Origin of the sequence: Halomicrobium sp. IBSBa (genome assembly GCF_017612575.1) — an archaeon.
Classification (GTDB): Archaea; Halobacteriota; Halobacteria; order Halobacteriales; family Haloarculaceae; genus Halomicrobium.
This window is the reverse complement of sequence record NZ_JADPQC010000039.1, coordinates 1-445: the sequence shown is the minus strand read 5'-3', so window position 1 is coordinate 445 and position 445 is coordinate 1. Positions and strand designations below refer to the sequence as shown.

Here is a 445-nt window from a genome sequence, read left to right as displayed (position 1 = left end):
GACCGACTGTCTCGGACGCTCCCTCCCGTTCGGTTTCGACGCCACAAACTGGACATGCGTGGCGAGTAGACGCCGACCAATCTCGGTAAGGCCGCCATATTGAAGCCCCTCCTCCGTCTGCAACAGGTATGCACATCGATACGGCTGTGGTCCTCGCTGCGGGTGAAGGGACTCGCCTCCGGCCGTTGACGCGAAACCGGCCAAAACCAATGCTTCCGGCCGCGAACCGTCCGATCCTCGAACACGTCTTCGACGCGCTGGTCGAGGCAGGCATCGAGAAGCTGGTCGCCGTCGTCGGCTACAAGCGCGACCGCGTTCAGGACCACTTCGGGCCGACGTACCGTGGCGTTCCGATTTCCTACGTGAGCCAGACGAAACAGCTCGGGAGCGGGCATGCACTCCTTCAGGCACGGAGCGCCGTCGATGGCCCGGTTCTGGTGATGAA

At 63.1% G+C, this 445-nt stretch carries 1 protein-coding gene; it reads left to right on the top strand.

Features of this window, described 5'->3' with window-relative positions:
• Positions 1 to 128: 128 nt before the first annotated feature.
• Positions 129 to 445, top strand: a 317-nt coding sequence (locus IL252_RS17345) for a nucleotidyltransferase family protein (RefSeq protein ID WP_208629061.1), incomplete at its 3' end; no start/stop codon positions are given.